Annotated in this window: 16 protein-coding genes and 1 tRNA gene; 9 read left to right on the top strand and 8 right to left on the bottom strand. The window is 47.0% G+C overall.

Going from position 1 to position 18875, the window contains the following annotated elements:
• Nucleotides 1-85 precede the first annotated feature (85 nt).
• Both B5F77_RS03120 and B5F77_RS03115 read left to right on the top strand, forming a co-directional pair.
• A complete protein-coding gene (locus tag B5F77_RS03120; RefSeq protein WP_087327504.1) occupies nucleotides 86-433 on the top strand; it encodes a DUF3467 domain-containing protein in 348 nt (115 codons plus the stop codon).
• 319 nt (nucleotides 434-752) lie between these two features.
• Nucleotides 753-2132, top strand: a complete 1380-nt coding sequence (locus B5F77_RS03115; RefSeq protein ID WP_087327501.1) for an alpha-L-fucosidase — start codon at nucleotides 753-755, stop codon at nucleotides 2130-2132.
• Between the two features lie 256 nt (nucleotides 2133-2388).
• Here B5F77_RS03115 and B5F77_RS03110 read toward each other — a convergent pair whose 3' ends face one another.
• Complete coding sequence (locus B5F77_RS03110; protein WP_087327498.1) at nucleotides 2389-2700, bottom strand: nitrous oxide-stimulated promoter family protein; 312 nt, start codon at nucleotides 2698-2700, stop codon at nucleotides 2389-2391.
• 30 nt (nucleotides 2701-2730) lie between these two features.
• On the opposite strand from B5F77_RS03110, the gene B5F77_RS03105 reads away from it, so the two are divergent.
• Together B5F77_RS03105 and B5F77_RS03100 are read left to right on the top strand one after the other, a co-directional pair.
• A complete protein-coding gene (locus B5F77_RS03105; RefSeq protein ID WP_087327495.1) occupies nucleotides 2731-4092 on the top strand; it encodes an MATE family efflux transporter in 1362 nt (453 codons plus the stop codon).
• The gene (locus B5F77_RS03100) at nucleotides 4076-4561 is read left to right on the top strand and encodes a pyridoxamine 5'-phosphate oxidase family protein (protein WP_087327492.1); all 486 of its coding nucleotides are present in this window, start codon (nucleotides 4076-4078) and stop codon (nucleotides 4559-4561) included. The genes B5F77_RS03105 and B5F77_RS03100 overlap by 17 nt, the downstream gene beginning before the upstream one ends.
• A gap of 191 nt (nucleotides 4562-4752) precedes the next feature.
• Here B5F77_RS03100 and B5F77_RS03095 read toward each other — a convergent pair.
• Nucleotides 4753-4825 (bottom strand) — tRNA-Gly (locus tag B5F77_RS03095).
• A gap of 76 nt (nucleotides 4826-4901) precedes the next feature.
• Here B5F77_RS03095 and argB point away from each other — a divergent pair.
• From argB to B5F77_RS03080, 3 genes are read left to right on the top strand one after another with little or no spacing between them, the layout of a single operon-like run.
• Complete coding sequence (gene argB / locus B5F77_RS03090; RefSeq protein WP_087327489.1) at nucleotides 4902-5669, top strand: acetylglutamate kinase; 768 nt, start codon at nucleotides 4902-4904, stop codon at nucleotides 5667-5669.
• A 7-nt stretch (nucleotides 5670-5676) separates the two neighbouring features.
• Nucleotides 5677-7122: an ATP-binding cassette domain-containing protein gene (locus B5F77_RS03085; RefSeq protein ID WP_087327487.1), complete on the top strand. Its 1446-nt coding sequence runs from the start codon at nucleotides 5677-5679 to the stop codon at nucleotides 7120-7122.
• 29 nt (nucleotides 7123-7151) lie between these two features.
• Complete coding sequence (locus tag B5F77_RS03080) at nucleotides 7152-8129, top strand: site-specific integrase (RefSeq protein ID WP_087327480.1); 978 nt, start codon at nucleotides 7152-7154, stop codon at nucleotides 8127-8129.
• Here B5F77_RS03080 and B5F77_RS03075 read toward each other — a convergent pair.
• The 5 genes from B5F77_RS03075 to purL all read right to left on the bottom strand — a co-directional run bounded on the left by B5F77_RS03075 (nucleotide 8101) and on the right by purL (nucleotide 16023).
• Nucleotides 8101-8982, bottom strand: coding sequence for a nucleoside phosphorylase (locus tag B5F77_RS03075; protein WP_087327477.1), 882 nt, complete (start codon nucleotides 8980-8982; stop codon nucleotides 8101-8103). The two genes, B5F77_RS03080 and B5F77_RS03075, sit on opposite strands and share 29 nt — an antisense overlap.
• A gap of 3 nt (nucleotides 8983-8985) precedes the next feature.
• The gene (gene floA, locus B5F77_RS03070; protein ID WP_087327710.1) at nucleotides 8986-9981 is read right to left on the bottom strand and encodes a flotillin-like protein FloA; all 996 of its coding nucleotides are present in this window, start codon (nucleotides 9979-9981) and stop codon (nucleotides 8986-8988) included.
• A gap of 33 nt (nucleotides 9982-10014) precedes the next feature.
• Complete coding sequence (locus tag B5F77_RS03065) at nucleotides 10015-10482, bottom strand: NfeD family protein (protein ID WP_087327475.1); 468 nt, start codon at nucleotides 10480-10482, stop codon at nucleotides 10015-10017.
• Between the two features lie 7 nt (nucleotides 10483-10489).
• Complete coding sequence (locus B5F77_RS03060) at nucleotides 10490-11926, bottom strand: tetratricopeptide repeat protein (protein WP_087327472.1); 1437 nt, start codon at nucleotides 11924-11926, stop codon at nucleotides 10490-10492.
• Between the two features lie 407 nt (nucleotides 11927-12333).
• Nucleotides 12334-16023, bottom strand: coding sequence for a phosphoribosylformylglycinamidine synthase (gene purL, locus B5F77_RS03055; protein WP_087327469.1), 3690 nt, complete (start codon nucleotides 16021-16023; stop codon nucleotides 12334-12336).
• A 581-nt stretch (nucleotides 16024-16604) separates the two neighbouring features.
• Between purL and B5F77_RS03050 the strand changes: the two genes are divergently transcribed.
• On the top strand, nucleotides 16605-17204 hold the full coding sequence (locus tag B5F77_RS03050; RefSeq protein ID WP_140392801.1) for a hypothetical protein: 600 nt from the start codon (nucleotides 16605-16607) through the stop codon (nucleotides 17202-17204).
• Nucleotides 17204-17494, top strand: coding sequence for a transcriptional regulator (locus B5F77_RS03045; protein WP_087327465.1), 291 nt, complete (start codon nucleotides 17204-17206; stop codon nucleotides 17492-17494). Before B5F77_RS03050 ends, B5F77_RS03045 begins: the two co-directional genes overlap by 1 nt.
• Before the next feature lie 202 nt (nucleotides 17495-17696).
• On the opposite strand, the gene nudC is transcribed toward B5F77_RS03045, so the two are convergent.
• Complete coding sequence (nudC, locus tag B5F77_RS03040) at nucleotides 17697-18476, bottom strand: NAD(+) diphosphatase (protein ID WP_087327464.1); 780 nt, start codon at nucleotides 18474-18476, stop codon at nucleotides 17697-17699.
• Between the last annotated feature and the right edge of the window lie 399 nt (nucleotides 18477-18875).

The following is an 18875-nucleotide window of genomic DNA, read 5'->3' as shown; positions in this document are numbered from 1 at the left end:
TTAGTTTTTTTGGGTATCTGTGTACCGATATTCCGATTTAAGTATGTATATTTGCAGCCGTAATAACTCATATAATTTAAAAATCATGGAAGAAAACAAACCGACAAACAACAACGAAATCCAAGTAGAGCTTTCTGAAGAGATGGCTCAGGGTACTTATTCTAACCTTGCGATTATTTCGCACTCTCCTTCGGAGTTTATTTTGGACTTTATCCGTGTCGTTCCGGGTGCTCCGAAAGCACAGGTAAAGAGCCGCATCATCATGACTCCGGACAATGCTCATCGCCTCTTTATGGCTTTGCAAGACAACTTGCGGAAGTATGAAGCGATGTTGGCTAACGCACGTACGGCTGCTCCTGCTAACAACGAGAGCGCTGCGGGCGAAGGTAAGACTGCCAACTTTCAGGATTTCGTTCCTAAAGGGGATGCTTAATCGAAGTTATCGAGTATAAAGCATAAAAGAAAAGGTATATCGCGTGCGGTATGCCTTTTTTTGTGTGGTTTAGTTAGTGGTAAACCTTGTACTCTCTCATCGTATCAGGCTGGATGATAGGAAAACCTCAGCTTTTGTATCATGGATTCCAGTAGTGTAAATCGTAAGATAGTGCAACTAAATCAAAATAAAAATGTAGTTTGATTCTTATCAATCGCTATACCTTTGCGGCAAAATAAACGGGACGGGAAATACTTCTTTGTCCGTACCTAAAAGATTATAGCTAAACTTAATATAAACCTCTTTTATTTATAAAGACATGAGAAAATATTCATTGTTACTTGCCGCTTTCCTTACTTGGGTTGGTGCATGGGCGCAAACGAAGTCGTTGCACCAGTTACAGCAGGATTTCATTGATTTGCGCTTCGGTATGTTCATCCATTTTAATATGCCGACCTATGCGAACGCCGATTGGCCCGACCCCAACGCCTCTCCGGCTTTGTTCAACCCCGTCAAGCTCGACTGCAACCAGTGGGCGGATGCCGCTAAATCTGCCGGCATGACTTACGGCTGCCTGACGACCAAGCACCACAGCGGTTTCTGCATCTGGAACACCCAAACGACCGATTATTCCGTCATGTCTTCCCCCTTCAAGCGTGATGTGGTGAAGGAATATGCCGATGCCTTCCGTGCCAAAGGTCTGAAAGTGATGCTTTATTACTCCATTCTCGACACCCACCACTATTTGCGCAAAGGTTGGATTACGCGAGAGCACGTGGAGATGGTGAAGAACCAATTGCGCGAGTTGCTCACCAACTACGGCGAGATTTCCGCCATTATCATCGACGGCTGGGATGCTCCCTGGTCCCGTTTGAGCTACGACGAGATTCCGTTTGAGGAAATCTACCGCCTCATAAAGTCGATTCAGCCCAACTGCCTCGTCATGGACCTCAATGCTGCCAAATATCCGACCGAAGCCCTCTTCTACACCGACATTAAATCGTACGAGCAGGGTGCCGGCCAGCATATCTCCAAAGAGCGGAACGCATTGCCCGCCCTCTCTTGCCTCCCCATCAACAGCAGTTGGTTCTGGAAAGAAGATTTTCCTACCACACCGGTGAAGGACGTGCAGAAATTAATCGACGACAACATCGCACCGATGGGCGACGCTTATTGCAACTTCATCCTCAACGTCGCTCCCAACCGTGACGGCCTAATCGACCAGAACGCCATCGACGCCCTCGCCGAAATAGGCAGGAAATGGACCAACAACCACCGTGCCGCCACCCTTTCGCCTACTGACGTGCCCATCATCTCATCCAACCTTGCCAAGGGCAAACGCGCCGACAGCAGCTGGAGCTGGGACTTCGCCATTTCGGACTTCGCAACGGACGACGATTTCACCACCGGATGGACATCGAACCCTGCCGTGGAGCAACCCCACCTCACCGTCTATCTGGAGAAAGAACAGCGCATCAACATGGTTGTCGTCACCGAAAAAGACACCGAAGCCGTGAGCCGCTACCGCTTCGAATACCGCATCAACGGCACGTGGCAACCCTTGTTTGAAGGCAACAACCCCACGCGCGTGAAAATTCACCGTTTCTCCCCAGTCTATGCCGATGCCGTGCGCATGACGGTGCTCGAACGCAAAGGCAACTTCAGCATTGCGGAGCTTGGCGTGTTCAACGAACGGTAGAATCATAAGTAGAAAATTCTATTCAAAGCGCGCTCCCGTCTGCGAAGACCGGGGCGCGTTTCTTTTGCCGCTTGGTCTGTTGACGCTTCGCCGTCCGTCCTGTTCATGCTTCATATCTAACCAGAGATATTTTCGTATTCCACGTGGAATATTTTTGTATTCCATATGGAATATTTTCGTATTCCATATGAGATACGGAGCCTGGATAGGGCGGGCGGCGAAGGGTCTCCCGTCCGAGAAGGGGTGGGTGTGAAGGCTATTTCCCGAAGAGATGGCGGAGCGCTATCCAAGGATGGTAGAGCAACATCCGCGGGCCGCTGAAGCGCATGACTTGGCGCATCCGTTCGCGCATGTCGGCTTTGTAGCAATGGATAGGACAGCGTTGGCAGGAGGTTTTGGCCTCGCCAAACGGGCAGCGTTCCAGCCGGACGTAGGCATACGATAACAGGGTTTGGCAGGCGGGGCAGCGCGTCGCGTGTCCCTCCTTTTTCCGGCAATAGAGGTCAATCATGAGCCGGACCACATGCTTTTCCCGTTCGATGCGGGACAGGTTATTTGTTTTCTCCATATCTTTGCAGCCGCAAAAATAGTGAAACCTATGGCATTATCAAAAGAAATGACGGCGGGAAGACCGCTTCCCTTGATTTTCAGCTTTACGCTGCCGCTGTTGTTGGGCAATGTGTTGCAGCAGACCTACTCGTTGATTGACGCAGCTATTGTGGGTAGATTTTTAGGTATCAACGCATTGGCTTCGGTGGGTGCCAGTACGTCGGTGGTATTCTTGATATTAGGATTCTGCAACGGATGCTGTTGCGGCTTTGGCATTCCGGTCGCGCAGAAGTTTGGTGCGCGAGACTACCAGACGATGCGGCGTTGCGTAGCGGTAGGGGTGCAATTGGCGGTGGTGATGTCGGTCGTGATTGCCGCCGTGACGAGTTGGCTATGTGCAGATATCCTGCGGATGATGCGTACGCCGGATGCCATCTTTCGCGACGCCTACCTGTATTTACTCGTGACGTTCCTCGGCATCCCTTGCACTTTCTTGTACAACCTGTTGGCCAGTGTGATACGAGCTTTGGGCGATAGCAAGACTCCGTTCTATTTCCTGCTTTTCTCGACCGTGTTGAACGTTGTGCTGGATTTGTTTTGCATCCTGACGTTAGGCTGGGGCGTGATGGGAGCGGGTATTGCCACGGTCGTTTCGCAGGGCGTGTCTGCCCTGTTGTGCTATTATTATATGTATGCACGTTTTCCCATCCTGCAAGGCGAAAAGGCAGAACGGAAATTCGACCGGGCGTTGGCACGGACGCTGTTGGGAATTGGCGTCCCGATGGGATTACAATTCTCGATTACGGCCATCGGCAGCATTATGCTCCAAAGCGCGAACAACGCGTTGGGAACAGCTTGCGTGGCCGCCTTTACAGCCGCCATGCGCATTAAGATGTTTTTCTTGACACCCTTCGAGAGCCTGGGTATTGCGATGGCTACCTACGTAGGTCAGAACTATGGAGCCGGCCGTCCGGAACGCGTATGGCAGGGAATCAAGGCGAGCAGCGGGATGATGGCCATCTATGCCGTGTGTACGTTTGCCGTGTTGATGCTGTTTTCCCGCCCCCTGTTGTATCTGTTTGTGGATGCCGGCGAGGCGGAAATCTTGCGCGACGCGACACTTTTCCTGCACGTAGCCGCCACCTTCTTCCCGCTGGTGGGGATTCTATGCATCTTGCGTTATTCCATTCAAGGCGCAGGCTTTACGAACTTGGCTATGTTTTCAGGCGTAGCTGAAATGATTGCACGTATTTTGGTCAGTGTGATAGCCGTTCCGATGTGGGGTTATTTAGCGGTATGCTTTGGCGATTCGACCGCTTGGCTCTTTGCCGACCTGTTTCTCATTCCGGCGTTTTACTATGTATATCGAAAAATCAAACAAATAAAATTGACAAATGAAGTATGTGAATGAAACCGTAAGGCGACAAGACCGTCTCTTGGACGAAGCCTCCGCGTGCCAACTCTTGCGCGAAGGGGAATATGGTGTGCTGTCATTGGTAGATGAAGCCGGTGGCGCGTATGGCGTCCCGCTCAATTATGTATGGGATGGGGGAAAATACTTGTACGTGCATTGTGCTCCTGCCGGAAGGAAATTGCGTTGTATTGCCTATTGCCCGGATGTCTCGTTTTGTGTCGTAGGACGGACACGTGTCGCCTCAAGTCGTTTCACGACAGCCTATGAAAGTATCGTCTTGCATTGTCTGGCAGAAATAGGGCTTACACCCGAAGAAAAGAAACAAGCATTAGATTTGCTACTGGACAAATATTCTCCCAACGACAAGGAAATCGGCCGAAAGTATGCCGAGAAATCCTTTCATCGCACCGAGATTATCCGTTTGACGGTAAAAGAATATAGTGGAAAATGTAAACGAATAGAGTAAAAAGAACGCTATGTGGCAACAAAAAAGTTCTTTTATCCCATATATTTTTCCCATTTGTCATATTTTGCGCTATATTTGCGACAGTAAAGATAAAAATAAGGTTTAAATAGATACGATAAGAAATTATGTTTAATGTGGATATACTAAAAAAGGCAACTACCTCGAAAGATAATTGCCTGATTTATTGTAAGAGCGGCAAACGGGACTCGAACCCGCGACCCTTAGCTTGGGAAGCTAATGCTCTACCAACTGAGCTACTGCCGCATTTGCGAGTGCAAATATACGATATTATTCTTTTTTTTCTTACCTTTGAAATGAAAAAAATCTAAATAAAATATAGATGGAAAAGCTGGTTTTAGTAAAAGTTGGTGGAAAAATCGTGGAAGAGGCTGATACTCTGAAACAATTGCTTCGAGATTTTTCTTCAATAGAAGGATACAAGGTATTGGTACATGGTGGTGGCCGTTCGGCAACGAAGGTGGCTGCGCAGTTAGGAATCGAAAGCCAGATGGTAAATGGCCGAAGAATTACCGACGCAGAAATGTTAAAAGTCGTAACAATGGTATACGGTGGATTGGTCAATAAAACTATTGTGGCTGGGTTACAAGCATTGGGAGTAAATGCTTTGGGATTGACCGGGGCAGATATGAACCTGATGCGTTCAGTTAAACGTCCGGTAAAAGATATTGATTATGGTTTTGTCGGAGATGTGAAAGAGGTAAATGCGGGCTTACTTGCCAATTTGATTGCGCAAGGTGTTGTTCCGGTATTAGCGCCATTGACGCATGATAAGCAAGGAAATTTGTTGAATACCAATGCTGATACCATTGCCGGTGAGGCCGCAAAAGCCTTAGCCGCTTATTTCGATGTAACGTTGATGTTTTGCTTTGAGAAGAAAGGCGTGTTGCGGGATGAAGCGGATGACGACAGTGTGATTCCCGAATTAGATCGACAAATGTTTCAGCAATATGTAGCTGAAGGAATTATTCAGGGAGGTATGATTCCCAAATTAGAGAACGCGTTTCAGGCCATTGATGCTGGTGTAAGGCAAGTGGTTATTACACGTGCATCAGATATTGATAAACAGGTTGGTACACGCATATTTTAATAGTAATATGGGAAAGGAAATAGCACATATTCATCAGGCAATACCTCGTTTGCCTGAATTACAATTTGCATCGCCGGTGGAATGGACAATTCGCGAAGGGGAACAATGGGCGGTCGTAGGTCCGAATGGAGCCGGAAAAACGTTGTTGACGGACATTCTGCAACGGAAGATTGCTTTAAAAGCAGGAGAAGTTTGTTTAGGGCAAACGGTCCCGGTGCATGAGTGGATTCGAAGCATCGCTTTCAAGGATATTTATTCGTTGGCCGATTGCCGGAACAGTTATTATCAACAACGATGGCATTCGACAGAAACGGATGATGTTCCTACGGTGGAATCGCTATTGAAGGCATATTTAGGGACGAAAAACTTAGAGGAAATTTTGCATTTATTCGGCATTGAGGATTTGTTACCAAAGAAGTTAATCTTCCTTTCAAGTGGTGAATTACGGAAGTTTTTGATAGCTCGTACGCTATTGGCACGTCCACATATTTTGATTTTGGATAATCCGTTCATTGGTTTGGATGCGTCGTCGCGCAATTTGTTGGTCGAGATGTTAGAACAAATCGCATGTTGGCATCAGGTGCAGGTTATTCTTTTGTTATCGAATCCTGCCGATATTCCAGAGATGATAACGGATGTATTGCCTATAAATCAGCAAACTTGTTATGAACCGATGAAGCGAGAAGCTTTTTTGCAAGATACAGGTTTGGTTCAACGACTTTTCCCTGAGATAAAGGCTTCGGAATTTGTCTTGCCGGTAGATAGTAATAAACAACCTTCGACGCATAAAGTAACCTTTCGTATGGAACATGTCTCGATTCGATATGGAAAGCGGACGATTTTGAAAGATATCAATTGGGAAGTTCGGAATGGTGAAAAGTGGGCGTTATTTGGTCCGAATGGAGCCGGCAAATCCACTTTGTTGAGTTTGGTATATGCCGACAATCCGCAATCATATGCCAATACATTGTATCTTTTCGACAAAAAGCGTGGTACGGGTGAGAGTATTTGGGATATCAAGAAGCGTATCGGCTATGTTTCGCCAGAGATGCATCTTTATTGCATGGAGAACGTACCAGCCCTCCAAATTGTAGCTTCGGGTTATTTTGATTCGGTTGGTCTATTCCGAAAATGTAGTCAAGAGCAGGAAGAAGGTGCTTTGCGTTGGATGGAGTTATTTGGTATCAAGGCATTGAAAGAGCGTTCGTTTCTAACGCTTTCTTCGGGTGAGCAACGTTTGGTCTTATTGGCAAGGGCTTTTGTTAAGGATCCGGATTTGATTATCTTGGATGAACCGTTGCATGGACTGGATATCAGCAATAAGCGAAAAGCAGCTGCTATTATCGATCGTTTTTGTTCGCGTCTCGGAAAGACATTGGTCTATGTGACGCATTATCCTCAAGAATTACCAGCGTGCGTAAATAAGCAAATAGTGCTGGAAAAACAATATTAAGTGTTTGTCTTTAAATAATTATTTGAGCCATGGAAAACTATGTATTTGGTTTGATGCGTGATTATTTATATACGATGTCAGCATCATGGGAGTGTTGGGATGGTTCGTTCATCCTTTCAAGTAAACAATATCAAGGTATTTCGTTTTTAGATTTTTATGAGAAAGAAATGAAGGATGCGTTGCATCTGGCAAAATCGACTCTCGAGAATCATAAGTCTACTTTTATCCTTTTGAAGCGTTTTGCTCCGAATTTGCGCTTCTCGGATATTACGTATACTTTCCTTTGTAATTTCGAAAAATATTTGTTGACCTTGCGTTATAATCAGAATACGATTGCCAAACACATGCGGCATATTAAGCGTTATGTAAACCAGGCATATTATGCTGGATTAATGGATAATAAGGATCTTTTTGGGCAATATAGGATTAAAGAAGTGGCCAAACCTCGGTATTCCCTGATGCCGGATGAATTAAAACGTATCGAGGACTTGGATGTAAGCCATTTTAAGCAGGGAATGGCTTGTTCGAGAGATATGTTTCTTTTTTCTTGTTATACAGGTCTGCGTTATTCGGATGTAACTCGGCTGACGGTGGATAATTTCCAACTTATCCATGGAAAATGGTGGCTGTTTTGTAAGATGGTAAAGACGGGCGAATATGTTCGTTTACCGCTTTATCTCCTTTTCGGAGGGAAAACAATTCCTATTTTCTTAAAGTATAGTCAGAATGATAATCTCTTTTCTGCTATGAAAAACTCCAATTCGAATGTGAATAAACATTTGAAAATCATAGCAAAAATGGCACATATCAATAAGTGGGTGACTTTTCACCTGGCCCGGCACACTCATGCAACGTTATTACTTTATCTGGGTGCTAACATTACGACTGTCCAAAGATTGTTGGGACATAAGAATGTACACACTACTCAGATTTATGGCAGAGTAATGGAAGAGACTGTGGTTCGTGATCTCAGCTTACTCAAATACGATCCAGTACCTTTTGGATGAGGTCGTTGATGGAACCATGGTATGTCGTATTGGCTTTTCCGCTCAAGCGCCCGGCTATGATACAGCAGACGGTCATTGCGCGATGTCCCATCAAAGCGGCCAAACCTGCTAAAGAGGAGCTTTCCATTTCGAAATTGGTTATTTGATATTTGCCCCAATGGAAAGCCTCTATCTTTTGGTTTAGTTGCGGGTCGGCAAGAGGCAAGCGGAGTTGGCGTCCTTGGGGACCATAGAATCCATTGGCCGCTATTGTCACGCCTCGAATCAAATCATTTTGTGCGATTTGTTCCACTAAAGAGGTATCTGCTGAAACGACATAGGGAAGGGAGCGTTCAAGTTTCCAATCCAATTGTTGTACCAATGCTTGTTCGAAAGGCAAATCACGTACCTGTTCATTCTTATCATAGAAATAGAGAACACCATCGAATCCAATTGATTTCTCCGCAACTATGTAAGAACCAATAGGAGTGAAGGGTTGAAGCCCGCCACTCGTTCCGACGCGCACTAAGGTGAGTTGTTTGAACGTTGGTTTGATGGTGCGTGTGGCAAAGTCGATGTTGGCCAATGCATCCAATTCGGTCAGTACGATGTCAATATTATCGGTACCAATGCCATGGGAAACAATCGAAATTCGTTTTCCTTGGTAAGTCCCCGTAATCGTATGAAATTCTCGATTGGAAACTTCACATTCGCGTGTATCCAAGTGGGAAGCAACCAACGAAACTCGCTCTGGGTCACCTACTAAAAGGATACGTTCAGCCAATTGCTCCGGTTTCAAATGCAGATGGAATATGCTTCCATCTGCATTAATAATAAGTTCAGAGGCCGGAATCTGAGGAGAAATCACGCTCATAACTTAGTCTTTTAAAGGTTTAGATGTAGTACTCGGATTCGGTTTGGCAATCGATTCGCGCATGGATGTATCTGCCTCAATATTCTTCATTCGATAGTAATCCATCACACCGAGATTTCCACTTCGGAAAGCATCTGACATCGCCTTGGGTACTTCTGCTTCGGCTTCAATTACTTTCGCACGAGCTTCTTGTGCTTTCGCTTTCATCTCTTGTTCGAGGGCGACGGCCATGGCGCGACGTTCTTCGGCTTTGGCTTGTGCGATATTCTTATCAGCTTGGGCTTGATCCATTTGTAAGTAAGCACCGATGTTCTTTCCTATGTCAATGTCGGCAATATCAATAGAAAGAATCTCGAAGGCTGTTCCGGCATCCAATCCTTTGCGCAACACTAACTTCGAGATGGAATCGGGATTCTCTAAGACGGACTTATGCGATTCGGAGGAACCAATAGAAGAGACAATTCCTTCGCCTACACGGGCTAATACGGTCTCTTCGCCCGCACCACCGACCAATTGTTTGATATTGGCGCGTACCGTCACGCGAGCTTTGGCTATCAACTGGATACCATCCTTGGCTACGGCGGTCACAGGCGGTGTATTGATGACTTTCGGATTTACGGACATTTGCACGGCTTCAAATACGTCACGGCCTGCCAAGTCAATAGCTGTTGCCATCTGAAAAGTCAATTCAATATTCGCTTTCGAAGCCGAAACCAAGGCGTGTACTACCTTTTCCACATGTCCACCTGCCAAATAATGCGCTTCCAGTTCGTCGCGCGTCAAACTTTTCAAGCCAGCTTTATGGGCTTCAATCATGGCTTGCGTAATGATGTAAGGCGGTACTTTTCGAATGCGCATCAAGAAGAGTTGGAGCAATGAGATATTCACGCCCGATACTTTTGCCGAAATCCAAAGCAGGAACGGCACATAATAGAAAAAGATCGCCAGCAGAAGCAACACGGCTCCGGCGATAGCCAATGGAAAGTAACTAAGATCCATCATCGTTCTCGTTTATTTTAGATTTAAATGTAACTATTTTCGTTTTACAATCACGTTATATCCTTCGACGCGTACGACCACAATGGGGGTCTTTTCGTCTATGAACTCAGTTTCAGACTTCGCTTCGACAATCGTTGTTCCGATTTGAGCTTTGCCGATAGGTGCCAGACGGGAGAGCGCTATGCCTTCGTCTCCTACCTGGATGCCTTGTTCGCTACACGATTCCAATCGCGAATTTACATCTGTATGCAAAGCTATCCGATTGATAGATCGCGAACGCATAAACCATACTACGCCTACGCAGAAAATGGCCAATGCCGAGAATAGGGTCCAATTCCCAATCGTACTGCTTAGGCTATAAGCGTAATATAAACCACCGCTGGCAAAGAGCAATCCGCCTATGCCTGCAAACGTCAATCCCGGTAGCAGGAAGATTTCCACCAATCCTAATACGATGGCGACAATCATTACAATCATGAGAATCAAAAGTTCGGTCATCATAGCCTTCTTATTTTAGTTTTAAGTATCGGATTTCCGCATTGCGGGCTTGCTTTTCCAGTTCCTTTATTTGGGCCTGCAATTCGTTTCGTCGCTCTTCCATGTGCAGGATGGAGGCGGCCAGTTGTTCTTTCCGCTCGGTACTGTTCGTCAGGGTATAATCCATGCGCTGAGGCGTGAGTTTCTTTTCAATGCCTTCCAGTTCCTGCTTCATCGTATGGGCTTTTTGGTAGATGGAGCGTGCTTCGGAAGATTGGATATCTTCCCATTTATAGTACACGTGGTCGTCTTGGATGACCAGTTCGAAGTCTTTCTCTATCTGGGGTTTACCAAAGGGTATTTCTTGATGGGCCAATTGGATGAGTTCGGCATAATCTGCTTCGCCTTTCCGCCACGAGTCGCGTATCGAGCGGACGGAAGCCCGTGCCCGTTTCAGTTCGATGTCGTCTGTCTCGACTCGTACCGGATGTTCATTCGGAATGAACAGATAGACACACACTTGTCCTTCGGGTTGGAATCTATCGGAGACGAACCAGCCCAGTCCCTTGACTGCGTCGAAGACAATCAGGTAATCGTTGTAGGGCGAGTTAAAGGGCATCCCCAATTGTTCTGGAGCCAGGTAGGTATCAGAGTTCAGGTTGTAGCGCGTTACGAAGAGGTCGTATCCCCCCAGCGCACCATTGCCTGTCGAGGCGTAATAGATCGTGACGCCATCGGGCATGACGAAGGGGTAATTGTCGTCCGCACCCGCCTCGTCGTTCATGGGCAAGCGCTTCTCGTCGGCCCATTTGTCCAATAGGAGCGAGCGCGTAAAGAGGCGATAGGTGCTATCGGCCGGTTGCGCATAATAGATTTTGTTTTTCTTCTGGTTCATATAGACGGATGTTTGGACATCCGTTTCGTCGAAAAACGCGTGGAAGGGCGCTATCGAACCGCTCTCTTCGCTTAAGGTATAAGCCTGCAGGAAATCCTCTTTCCCGACCACCATGCTATCGATAATCTGCACATCTTCCGTCCGTTCCATCATGCGGAGCGCGTCTTCCATCAAGTCCAGCCGCTGCTCGGCATACGCCGTATCCCGCTTCTTCTTTTCCAGCCATTCGAGGTATTGTTCGTACATATCGACCGCTTCCTCCATGCGGTAGGTGAGGAAGCAAAGGTCGCCCCGGTAACGGAATGCTTCGATTTGTTTACGTTTCACGGCAAACGCGAGCGGCTTCTCGGCAGCTTCCAAATCGCCTGTCTTCAGGCAACATACGCCATACCAAAGGTTGTATGATGAATTGCTGGGCGATTGCTTGACGAACTTCTCGAACGCCGGTTTGGCCTCTGCGTACTTCTCTTCTTCGTATAGCTGTTTGGCTTCGTTCAGGGTTTGCGCCCCGGATTGAAGCCAGCAGAGGGACATGCCCAAGGTGCAAAATAGTTTGATTGCGAATAGTTTCATGTGTAGCATTTGCTTTATTTTTTATCCGGTTTCAAAGTTAAGAATAAAAATTGGGATTTCTTTGCGATTGGGTAAAAAATGTGTAAGAGAGCGGGGAGCGGAAGGGGTAGGTGTGGAGGTGAAAACCTTTCCAAATGTCTCCGAAAGAGATGCCTAAGAGTCTCTCTCGATAACTCTTAAGAGTGGGTCTCGGAAACTCTTAAGAGTTGTGTCCGGTAACTCTTAAGAGTTGTAATCGGTAACTCTTAAGAGTTATGTCCGACAACTCTATAGCGTGGTAATTCATCCCTTAAGAGAAATAGTAAGTGTTTGATTAATAATCAAGAAGCTGATATACGCAAAAAAGCACGGATGCTTCACAGCGTCCGTGCCCCGATGAAAAAATATATTTATCAATTGCTATTGTATTATTGCTTTGTAGCCCCAATCCACTTGCGTGCATTGACGAACGCCTCAATCCACGGCGTAACCTCGTCGCCCTTGCGGTCGGCAGGATAATAACCGCATTGCCACGGGAACATCGCGCGTTCCAAGTGCGGCATCAAGGCCAAATGACGACCATCGTGCGAGCAAACACCGGCAACAGACCACGGCGAGCCGTTCGGGTTAGCCGGATAGCCTTCGTAGTTATACTTCGCTACAATGTGGTATTCCTTCTCTTCGTATGGGAAGCCGAACTTGCCTTCGCCATGAGCTACCCAAGCACCTATCTTGCTTCCGCTCAGCGAACCGAACATTACAGAGTGGTTCTTCGGAATCTCCAATGTTACGAAATTCGATTCAAACTTGTGTGAATCGTTGTGCAACATCTTGTGCTTCTCGGCGTGCTCCGGATAGATAACACCCAGTTCCGCCATCAGCTGACAACCGTTGCAGATACCCAAGCTCAACGTATCTTTGCGGGCGTAGAAGTTGTCGATAGCCTTCTTCGCCTTTTCGTTGAAGAGGATGCCGGCAGCCCAACCTTTCGCCGAGCCTAATACATCCGAGTTGGAGAATCCACCGCAGAAGACAATCAGATTGACATCTTCCAGCGTCTCGCGGCCGCTTGCCAAGTCCGTCATGTGGACATCCTTCACGTCGAAGCCTGCCAAATAAAGTGCGTAAGAAGTTTCGCGCTCGCACTGGCAACCCTTCTCGCGGATAACCGCTGCCCGGATGCCGCTCTGTCCCTTGCGGTCGAACGTCAAGCCCAAATCGGCCAACTTACCCGTGAAGCCCTTCGGATACTTGAATTCCAGCGGCTGCATCTTGTAATTCTCGAAACGATTGCCTGCGCAAGTATCGCCACTCTGCTTGCAATCTAACTTATAAGAAGATTCATACCAAACATCGCGCATATAATCGATGCCGAAGTGATACTGGATGCCGTCTTTTGAAACGAGGATATGACGTTCATCCGTCGGTTTCGCGATTTCGGCAAAGCCTACACCCGCTTCCTGCATCAACTTTTCGAATGCCTTCTTGTCTTTCACCTGAACGATGATACCCGGATTCTCGGCAAAGAGAATCTTCACGATATCCTGTTCGTTAATCTTATCAAGATTTACTTCCAGACCGCCTTCTACGTTGGCGAAGCACATTTCCAGCAACGTGGTAATCATACCTCCGGCAGAAATATCGTGTCCGGCAAGAATCAAACCTTTTTCGATGGCATCCTGAACGGCGTTAAAGGCATCGCTGAAGTATTCCGCATCCTTCACGGTCGGAACCTCATCACCCAGCTTGTTTAACGTCTGCGCCAAGGCAGAACCGCCCAGCTTCAGTCCGTCGAATGAGAAGTCTATATAATATATATGTGTATTCTTATCGTGCGCCAAGACCGGAGAGACGATTTTCTTCACGTCGCTCACTTCCGCACCGGCAGAGATAATCACCGTACCCGGAGAAATCACCTTATCGTCGCCATACTTCTGCGTCATCGAGAGGGAGTCCTTACCCGTCGGGATGTTAATTCCTAAGGCAATCGCGAAGTCCGATGCAGCCTGAACGGCCTTATACAAACGAGCATCTTCGCCCTCGTTTCGGCACGGCCACATCCAGTTTGCACTCAGCGAAACGCCGGTCAGCTTATCGGCAAGCGGCGCGAACACGATGTTCGTCAAAGCCTCGGCAATGGCCATCACCGAACCCGCTGCCGGATCCACCATCGCTACTTGCGGTGCATGACCGATGGATGTCGCGATACCCGACTTGCCTCGATAGTCCAACGCTACCGCACCCAAGTCGCTCAACGGTAACTGCAACTCGCCCTGACATTGCTGGCGCGCTACTTTTCCGGATACCGAGCGGTCCACCTTGTTTGTCAGCCAATCCTTGCAGGCAACAGCCTCCAACTGCAAGACGTTCTCCAAATAGTGGTGCAATTCAGATTCCTTATAAACGACCGGCTGGTAATGTTCTTCCACCGTATGGTCTTTCATGATGGTGCGCGGCGGCTTTCCGAACATATATTCCAGCTTGATGTCGATGGGCTTCACGCCGTCTGCCTGCTCGAAGACAAACTTCATATCGTCGGTTGTCTCACCTACCACGTACATCGGCGAACGCTCGCGGTCGGCAATCCGACGTACACGCTCCACATCCTTTTCTTCCATCAGGATACCCATACGCTCTTGGCTTTCGTTTCCGATGATTTCTTTAGCTGAAAGTGTCGGGTCGCCAATCGGTAGTTTGCTCATGTCAATGTGGCCACCGGTTGCCTCCACCAACTCAGAGAGGCAGTTCAAGTGTCCGCCTGCACCGTGGTCGTGGATTGAAACGATTGGGTTGTCATCCGATTCCGCGATGGTACGAATCACATTCGCCACACGCTTCTGCATTTCCGGATTGGCACGCTGAACGGCATTCAACTCGATACCGCTCGTGTACTGGCCCGTATTCACAGACGATACAGCACCACCACCCATTCCGATACGATAATTATCGCCACCGAGAACGACCACTTCCTCGCCCGGCTTCGGCTCACCCTTCAGGGCATCGCGCTTATTGGCATAACCCACACCACCGGCCAGCATGATAACCTTATCGTAAGCGTATTTCTTATTATTTTCTGCATGCTCGAACGTCAGCAACGAACCGCAAATCAGCGGTTGACCGAATTTGTTTCCGAAATCGGATGCACCATTCGACGCTTTAATCAGGATTTGCTCCGGCGTCTGATAGAGCCACGGGCGCGGGTCGAGTATCTTCTCCCACTCGCGTGCTCCCTCTGTGCGAGGATAAGACGTCATGTAAACCGCCGTTCCGGCAAGCGGCAATGAGGCACGGCCACCGCCCAGACGGTCGCGGATTTCACCACCCGAACCGGTTGCGGCTCCGTTGAACGGTTCTACCGTCGTCGGGAAGTTATGCGTCTCGGCTTTCAGGGAGATGACCGTCGGGATTTCCTTTACCTCATAGAAATCGGGCTTGTCACCGCTCTTCGGGGCGAACTGCTCCACGGTCGGACCCTCATTGAACGCCACGTTATCCTTATACGCCGAAACCAACTTGTTCGGATTCTCTGCCGATGTCTTCTTGATCAGTCCGAAGAGCGAACTTTCCTTCTCCTCGCCGTCGATGATGAAGGTTCCGCCGAAAATCTTGTGGCGGCAATGCTCGGAGTTCACTTGCGAGAAGCCGAACACCTCGCTGTCCGTCAGCTTCCGGCCGATTTTCTCACTCACTTCCTTCAAATAGGCGATTTCCTCTGCGCTCAACGCCAAACCTTCCTGCTGGTTGTAGGCTTCCAAATCCTCGATATAGACAATCGGGTCTGGCTGCTTGTCAATCGTAAAGATATTTTGGTCCAGCCCGTTGTAAATGCGCTGGAGCATCGGGTCATGTGCTGCCTCGCCCGACGATACCGGGAAGTATTCCTCGATACGGCCGATGCCCTCCAGTCCCATGTTTTGGGTAATTTCCACGGCGTTCGTACTCCACGGCGTAATCATTTCGCGGCGCGGACCGACGAACCATCCGCCCAGTGTCTCAGCCTCTACCGGCTTGGCTCCGCTAAAAAGCCATACGAGCTTTTGCGTCTCTTCCGGTGTAAACGAATGCTTGGCCTCTACCGCCAGCACCGTTTTTGTAGGAGATTGAAAGAATAGAATCATATATGATTTGTTTATTTGATAAATACTCGAATCTCAATAACGTTACAAAGGTACATCTTTTCCTTGAATGGCGCAATACGAAAGGGGATTCGATATAGCGACTCTTGAGGTCTCTTGGATATCTTTGGTGTCGAAAAAGGCTCTCCAGGCTGAGGGGTACCGACAGGTATAGGAAGTGTTGCCGACACTTCCCATAAGTATGCCCGACACTTCACATAAGTGTCAATGACACTTCCCATAAGTGTCGGGGACACTTCCTATAAGTGTCGAAGATACTTCCCATACCTGTCGGAAGTGGTTTTCTGAAGTATCGGTTTGTTGCAAGCAACTTGTTGAAATACAGATATATGGTGCTGCTTCTTCCAATCGACGCTAAATGCTTGTTTCAAAGTATGGATTGGCTATCGGGACAGGACCTCCTGTTGGACAGTAAATTTTTTCGTGAAAAAGTTTGTATATAGTTTGGTTTATAAAATAAACTTCTTTACCTTTGTGCTATAAAAGGCAAGCAACGGCGCGCAGGCTTGCTTTTTTAAGGTAAATATAGTTTATAAAATAAAGCGATTTAAATGATTAAGATTATGGAAGACAGAAAGATTACTGAAATGGAAAGCATCGAACTTATCGCAGAGATGATAAGAAAGACAAAGAAAGAAGCGTCTATGAAGCAAGATTACAATGCGTTCTTACTTTATGGATATGCGGCCGTACTTATTTCGATTGTAGCTTGGGTTGGCATCCAGCTGACGGGGCAACAAGAATTTATGGCTGTTTGGTTTGCTATGTTTCTTCCTTATATATGGACTTTGATTCATTCGAACCGGAGGAAGCAGGAAGTCACTACCTATTTGGGCGAAATGTTGGGCCATATCTGGAAAATAATCGGTAGCATGTTCGTGCTGACCATCTTTGTCATCTTGGCCGTTGGTTTGGGGGTTGGGCGGATTGATTTCTCGTTGATGATGCCTTTGTCCCTCATTTATGCCGGTATTGGCACTTCGATGACGGGGCTTGTGATTAAAGAAAAGTGGTTTGTGTGGACGCCGCTCGTCGGGTTGCTGACCGCTGTATTTATGCTTGTAGAAGGGAGTTGTACCAATATGTGGAATCTCTTCTTCGGGTTCTCTTTCTTGATTTTTATGATAATACCTGCACACATTGTTAGAAGTAAAATCCAATAATCATGAGAGAACTCGATCCTTTGTTGCATTCACAGCTTCGCTTGGCTATTATTTCTTTGTTGCTTTCGGTCGAAGAAGCGGATTTCAATTACCTTAAAGCAAAGACGGAAGCTACGTCTGGAAATTTGAGTATCCAGCTTGATAAGCTTTCGAATGCGGGTTATATTGAAGTCCGAAAGGAAATTGTGGGTAAAAAACCGCGCACTTCTTGCCGCCTGACTAATAAAGGACGGGAAGCCTTGGATGCGTATGTAGCTTCATTGAGGGAATACCTCGGTAAAGTCCTTTGATGCAAAAAATGAATGAAGAATCGTTGGGTTTTAGGCCTTCCGGTTCTTCATTCTTAATTCAACGGTCTTCGTCGCGAAGATTTTGAATTCACAACATGATATGCAAATAGTTGTTTTAATAAATAGTTAATAATGACCTGCGAAATGCATTCAATGCCCCGCAGCGCATAAACGTTTATAATTAGTATTCAACTCTTTTTACTCAAAATTCGGGTTTTTCACCCTGCTCGCCTGCCAACCAATAATCAATCATACGGCGAGCAATACTTAATTTTTGAGGCAGAACTGGCAGATTGTCTCGCGTAAAGAACGAACCTGCGTTCAGTTCTTCGTCTTGCAAATGGATAGCTCCGCCTGCATAATCGGCAAAGAATCCAATCATAATCCCGCTCGGATAGGGCCAAGGTTGACTTCCGAAGTAAGTTAAATTCTTGATGCTTAACCCTGTTTCTTCACGAACCTCCCGGCAGACACACGCTTCCAACGTTTCGCCTACTTCGAGGAAACCGGCCACTAACCCTCGAAAGTTGCCTTTAAAATTGCGGGCATGCACCAGCAATACCTCGTCTCCTTTCCGAATTAAAACGATAATGGCGGGTGAAATCACCGGATAATACTCCCCGTGGCATGTTTTGCATCGCTTACAAATCAACGAACTGCGTACCAACTTCGCCCCGCATTGCGGACAAAACCGGCTATGTCGGTCCCAATGCACCAGCTGGTAGGCTTTTCCTGCTCGCTTATACCATTCGCGAGGCAAATAATCCCAGCTTGCCCGCAAGCCCACAAGTTGAAACCGTTCGTTAGCATTTATCTCCTCCTTCAAAGAGGCGGCTTGGGCAGACGGTACACCTTCCAAAGCGACCGCAAACGTTTCATCGGTCTCGAAAGGAGGCTTGTCTCCGACAGGTATTATGTATTCATTTGCCTCTTTCTCAAGCAATAACTTGTCTTCATAGAATAAAAACCAACGACATGCCATGTTGTTTTTCCTTCCTTTATCGTTTTGCGTATGCAAAATAACGCATAATTAGCGTAAAATGAAAGAGCTTCCTGAAAATTTAACGGAAAGAATTTTAGAAACAGCCTTTTCCTAAACTTGTAATCATGCCGGGAAAAGTTTCGGAACTGCCCATTGTTTCTACAAATATCGACGATGTTTGTATAAGTATCGACGATATTTGTATATCTTTAGCCTAAAGATAAAGAAGTATCGCCGATATGTGAAGAATAGGTAGGCGGAAAAGAAAGTTTTGTAAGGGAACTTTTAACTTTGGAGCAAGAGGCATGGCGAAAAAGCGAAGAAGTTAAATTTGTATAAAACTGCTTTTTGCAAATATCTCTGCTTCAACAATAGTTTCATGCCGGTAACAAAGAGCGT

Origin of the sequence: Parabacteroides sp. An277, from assembly GCF_002159645.1 — a bacterium.
Taxonomy (GTDB): Bacteria; Bacteroidota; Bacteroidia; order Bacteroidales; family Tannerellaceae; genus Parabacteroides.
The sequence above is the reverse complement of the archived record's forward strand: the minus strand, read 5'-3'. Positions and strand labels throughout refer to the sequence as shown.